6 protein-coding genes are annotated in these 4,812 nt (G+C 58.5%); 5 read left to right on the forward strand and 1 reads right to left on the reverse strand.

All coding sequences use genetic code 11. From position 1 onward, the window contains the following. Window positions 1-409 (reverse strand): alpha/beta fold hydrolase (locus EOA27_RS22365; protein WP_245491138.1); only part of this gene is annotated, 409 nt, incomplete at its 3' end. A 453-nt stretch (window positions 410-862) separates the two neighbouring features. Between EOA27_RS22365 and EOA27_RS22370 the strand changes: the two genes are divergently transcribed. From EOA27_RS22370 to EOA27_RS22385, 5 genes are all read left to right on the forward strand, one after another. Further along, window positions 863-1,375: a DNA starvation/stationary phase protection protein gene (locus EOA27_RS22370; protein ID WP_127257202.1), complete on the forward strand. Its 513-nt coding sequence runs from the start codon at window positions 863-865 to the stop codon at window positions 1,373-1,375. Window positions 1,376-1,437: 62 nt separating this feature from the next. Then, a complete protein-coding gene (locus EOA27_RS22375) occupies window positions 1,438-2,118 on the forward strand; it encodes an alpha/beta hydrolase (RefSeq protein WP_127257205.1) in 681 nt (226 codons plus the stop codon). A gap of 253 nt (window positions 2,119-2,371) precedes the next feature. Continuing rightward, a complete protein-coding gene (locus tag EOA27_RS22380; RefSeq protein WP_127257207.1) occupies window positions 2,372-3,385 on the forward strand; it encodes an aldo/keto reductase in 1,014 nt (337 codons plus the stop codon). A gap of 95 nt (window positions 3,386-3,480) precedes the next feature. Further along, window positions 3,481-3,711: a hypothetical protein gene (locus EOA27_RS40855; protein ID WP_210214164.1), complete on the forward strand. Its 231-nt coding sequence runs from the start codon at window positions 3,481-3,483 to the stop codon at window positions 3,709-3,711. Between the two features lie 306 nt (window positions 3,712-4,017). Further along, the coding region (locus tag EOA27_RS22385; protein WP_145970470.1) for an MBL fold metallo-hydrolase at window positions 4,018-4,812 on the forward strand (795 nt) is incomplete at its 3' end.

Here is a 4,812-nt window from a genome sequence, read left to right on the forward strand (position 1 = left end):
GTGGCGGATATTTCGAAGTAGCGGTCTCCACCGATTGGCCTGTGTCCGGAGCATAAGCGGCAACATAGACGAGCGATTTGACCTTTTCGTCATTCCCCGCCTCCGTGATGACGGCGCCGCCCCAGGAATGCGCGACCAGGACGACCGGACCTTCCGCATTTTGAATCGCCCGTTTCGTGGCGGCGACGTCATTGTCCAGAGAGTCGAGCGGATTCTGGACCGCAATGACCTTGAGACCAGCCTTTTCCAGATACGGAATGACCTTGGCCCAACTCGATCCGTCGGCAAACGCGCCATGGACCAGGACCGCAGTTTTGGCTTTCAGCTCGGCGGCCGAAGCTGACAGGCTTGTTGCTCCAACAGCGCTCAGCAGGATGCTCAACCCAATAATGCTTTCGTACATTTTCATCGCCAAATTCCTTTATTGATGGAGATCTTGATCGTTGACGCTCTCGCCAATCCGACCTTGCTTTGCATTGGTGAATCTATGCGCGACCGCGATTTTCCACCCGTAAAAAAAGGTTAAATGGCTGCCGCCGGTCGGGGCTGGACTCAAGCTGGAACCAATCCCATTTCTTTCCACGGCGGCGTTGACAGAACGGATGGTCCAACACCTATGGACCGCCTCGTGGCGGTCGCGCCTTGCCTCAGAAGGTCGATCGCCACAAACCGTGCGGGATACATCCGACAGGGCACGCCCTGTCTGCCGCCTTGCGCCGCGATGGTTCAAATTCACTTCGTTTAACCACAACTTCAAACGGCAACAGAATATGTTGTGCGCGAGCGCTTCCGGCGCCGGTAATCTCGAGGAAACAGCCCGAAAGCGGACGAGTTCCCCCGTGCAACACCAGGAGACTGTCTCATGGACGCTACTGATAATTCACGCGTGGCTTACGACCTGAAGACCCCGACCGGCTTGGGCGCCAATGCGGCAAGGGACGTCGGCGCCGCCGCGACAGTGCTGCTCGCTGACATCTTTGCGCTCTACGTCAAGACCAAGAATTTTCATTGGCATATGTCGGGTCCCCATTTCCGCGACTACCACCTTCTGCTCGACGATCAGAGCGCCGAAATCTTCGCCATGATCGATCCGCTGGCAGAGCGCGGTCGCGCTCTCGGCGCCGGCACCATCAAGTCGATCGGAGACATTTCTCGCAGGCAGCGGCTCCTGGACAACGACACGGATTTCATCCGCCCGCACGAGATGCTCGCCGAACTTCGCGAGGACAACCTGTCCCTCGTCGCGAGCATGCGCTCGACGCACGATGTCTGCGACGAATATGGCGACGTGGCCACGGCCAGCCTTCTGGAAAACTGGATCGACGAGACCGAGAAGCGCGTCTGGTTCCTGTTCGAAACACTGCGCGGCAACTGAGCTGCTGGAACGGTCCCAACCTCAGTAGATTGAGTCGATTGATGAACAAAGGAGAAGTTAACATGTCAATCAAAACTATAGTGCTCGTCCACGGGGCGTTCGCAGATGGTTCCTGTTGGGCAAAAGTCATTCCTCTCCTCACGAAACGAGGTCTCAAGGCGGTAGCTGTTCAAAACCCACTGAGTTCCCTGGCCGACGACGTGACGGCGACGCATCGCGTCATCGGAATGCAGGAAGGGCCGATCCTTCTCGTGGGCCATTCGTGGGGCGGCGCTGTCATCACGGAAGCTGGCAACCACGAGCAGGTGAAGGCGCTTGTCTATATCGCGGCAGGCGCTCCAGACACGAACCAGTCGTTTGACGAGTGGTGGAAGAAATACGAGCCGGTGGCAGGCGAAGCGATCGCCCCCTACGGAGAAGGTTACGTCGCGTTGACCGCAGAAGGTACCAGAAAGCACTTCGTACAGGATATTCCTTCCTCCGAGGCAGACATCGTCTACGCCACCCAGGGGCCGCTCGCCGTGCGCTGCTTTACCGACAAGATCAGCCATGCGGCTTGGCGTTCCAAGCCTTCATGGTACATCGTCGCCGCTAACGACAGGACCATCCCTCCCGACGTCGAACGCGATTCTGCAGCGCGGATGGATGCCCAAACGCTGGTCCTCGAAAGCTCCCATGTGCCGATGCTTTCCCAGCCAGACGCAGTAGCGGAATTCATTGCGAAGGCGGCGGCAGCTCTCTAGCTTTGAAGATCGCGGGCCGCCGCCAGATAGCGTCGGCCTTCGCTTCTACTTTCCTATGGCGAACAGAGAGCAAAGCTCGCCATCTCTTCGAGGGTAGAATGTTTGAAAAAGCTTACGAAGCCCAATGCCAGTCCGTAAAGGTATATTGCTCTGATCCTGTCCCGGAACAACGACCCCGCCAAGCTCTCCGGCAGACCGTCCACACCCTGGCAAGCAGCGGAGTTAGCTGGAAGCAATTTGAAGGTATCCGACGATGACCTTGAAGGATCTTCTGCCAAGCAAGCTGGGTTTCGGCGCGGCGCCGCTTGGAAACATGTTCCGCGATATTCCGGATCGAGAAGCGATCGCTACCGTGGAAGCTGCGTGGAATGACGGCATCCGCTATTTCGACAATGCCCCATTCTACGGTGCCGGTCTCGCCGAAATCCGCATGGGTGCGGCTTTAGCGGGCAAGCCGCGCGAGCAATATGTGATCAGCACCAAGGTGGGCCGCGTCATTCTCGATGAGATCGAGAATGTGAGCGATCGTGACCTCGGGGAGAAGGGCGACGTCTTCAAATATGGCCTGCCGAACAAGATCATCAACGATTATTCGGAGGACGGCACCCTGCGTTCGATCGAGGACAGCCTGAAGCGGCTGAAGACCGATCACATCGAAATCGCCTTCGTCCATGATGTCGCCCAGGATTTCTACGACGACGAGTGGTTGAGCGTCTTCGAGAGCGCGCGGAGAGGCGCGTTCAGGGCGCTCGACCGGCTGCGTGACCAAGGAGTGATCAAGGCTTGGGGTCTTGGCGTGAACCGGGTCGAACCCATCGAGTTGCTGCTTGCATTGGAGCAGCCTCGTCCTGATGGATTTCTCCTGGCCGGGCGTTACACCTTGCTTGATCACGACCGTGCACTTCAGCGCGTTATGCCGCAAGTTTCCGAGCGCGGTCTCGGCATCGTGGTCGGTGGCCCCTATAGTTCCGGTGCACTCGTCGGTGGTCCGAACTTTGAATATGCCCCCGCAACGCCAGCGATCCTGGACAAGGTTGCGAGGATCAAGGCGATCGCCAGTCGTCACGGCGTGAGCATGAAAGCTGCGGGCCTGCAGTTCGCCCTAGCCAATCCTGCAGTCGTGGCGGTCATCCCGGGCGCAAGCAAACCGGGGCGGATCGCCGAAGATCGTGCCGCCTTGGACGAAGTGATCCCAGAAGATTTCTGGCTGGAGATACGCAGGACCGGTCTCGTCAATCCGGCCGCGCCTCTTCCTGGAGTTGACTAATGCAGCCCGACGGCCCCCTGGTCACCCGACCAACCTGACAAACGGCCTTTGATAACTCCCGCAGTCCATCAGGATGGCGACCTTCCGCGCTGGCAATGAAGGCACTACGCTCGTTGACCAGTTTGTCGAAGCTAAGGAAGGTCAAGATCCTCTTTCGGGAAATGACCACCTTCGACCGCCGATATGCGGCGCAAAGCTGCCAATCGGAGAAGACAAATGCGGTCGCCGAGTGGCAGGATCGGCTTCTTGAATCAACTTTGGCAACGCCCGTCTGCAACAGAAGGCAGGCGCTTAATCCGCTTGACAAGATTTTACCCGGCTACTGACCGGACGGCGACAGGGCGCGCCTGTGTGGCAGCAACATGCGCGGCGAGGTCCCAGGCGCTTTTCTCGTAAAGATTCCGGCTTGCCGGATTAGGGGCACTTGCCGAGGCTCCCGACCGCTTTACCAAAATTAACCCCACGTAACGACCAACGCGAGCCTCACCAGCGTAAGAACGTCCTGACCAAATCAATCCAACTGAAATGGTGCCGCCCAGACACGTTGTTCGACTGCACAGTCAGGGTAGCGCCGGAGTGAGACGCGATTCGAAGCCTAGTCCATGAAACCAAGAGGAGTGGAGATGGAGATGATGTCTCGAAAGAATCTGATTTCACGCAGAAGTTTCTGCCTCTGTTGCGCAGCCGCCTCTGCTTCAGCAGTCACCGGCGGATGGCTCAGTCCCAGGAAAGCATATGCGGAGGCTGGCGGCCTAGTCAGCCTTGTCAAGGACAGCGCGGCGGTATCGCCAATCGTCGCGCACCAGTTGCGCGGTAGCATTAGCGTGCTGGAGGGTTCGGGCGGGAACATCGCCGTCCTCACAGGACCGGACGGCAAACTTATGGTGGACGCCGGCATCGGAGTGTCGCGGACGCATGTGGCCGAAGCTTTAGACAAGCTCTCGACCGAGCCGGTAACGCATGTGATCAACACGCATTGGCATTTCGACCATGCCGACGGCAACGCATGGCTTGGCGCGCTTGGGGCAAAGATCGCGGCCCAGGAAAACACGCGCAAATACCTCTCGCAGGTCCAGCGCGTCGAAGACTACGATTACAACTTCTTGCCGCTGCCGTCAGACGGGCTCCCATCCGACGTGTTCGCGAACGAACATGCCATGAAGCTCAACGGCGCCTCTGTAATCATGAAATATTATGGCTCTGCGCACACCGACAGCGACATATCTGTCACCTTCGCCGAAGCCGACATCATCCACGTAGGCGATACCTACTGGAACGGCCTCTACCCCTTCATTGACTATTCCACCGGCGGCAGCATCGACGGCATGATCGCGGCGTCGGACGCCAATCTGGCTGCGACGACCGACAACACGATCATCATCCCGGGCCACGGCAGGCCTGCCAGCAACCGGGTGGAGCTGCAAGAG

Source organism: Mesorhizobium sp. M2A.F.Ca.ET.037.01.1.1 (assembly GCF_003998075.1).
GTDB lineage: Bacteria > Pseudomonadota > Alphaproteobacteria > Rhizobiales > Rhizobiaceae > Mesorhizobium.

Excerpts from the sequence above, each read along its gene's own strand:
- EOA27_RS22380 (WP_127257207.1), top strand. The coding sequence starts at position 2,372 with ATGACCTTGAAGGATCTTCTGCCAAGCAAGCTGGGTTTCGGCGCGGCG.
- EOA27_RS22375 (WP_127257205.1), top strand. The coding sequence starts at position 1,438 with ATGTCAATCAAAACTATAGTGCTCGTCCACGGGGCGTTCGCAGATGGT.
- EOA27_RS40855 (WP_210214164.1), top strand. The coding sequence starts at position 3,481 with ATGAAGGCACTACGCTCGTTGACCAGTTTGTCGAAGCTAAGGAAGGTC.
- EOA27_RS22370 (WP_127257202.1), top strand. The coding sequence starts at position 863 with ATGGACGCTACTGATAATTCACGCGTGGCTTACGACCTGAAGACCCCG.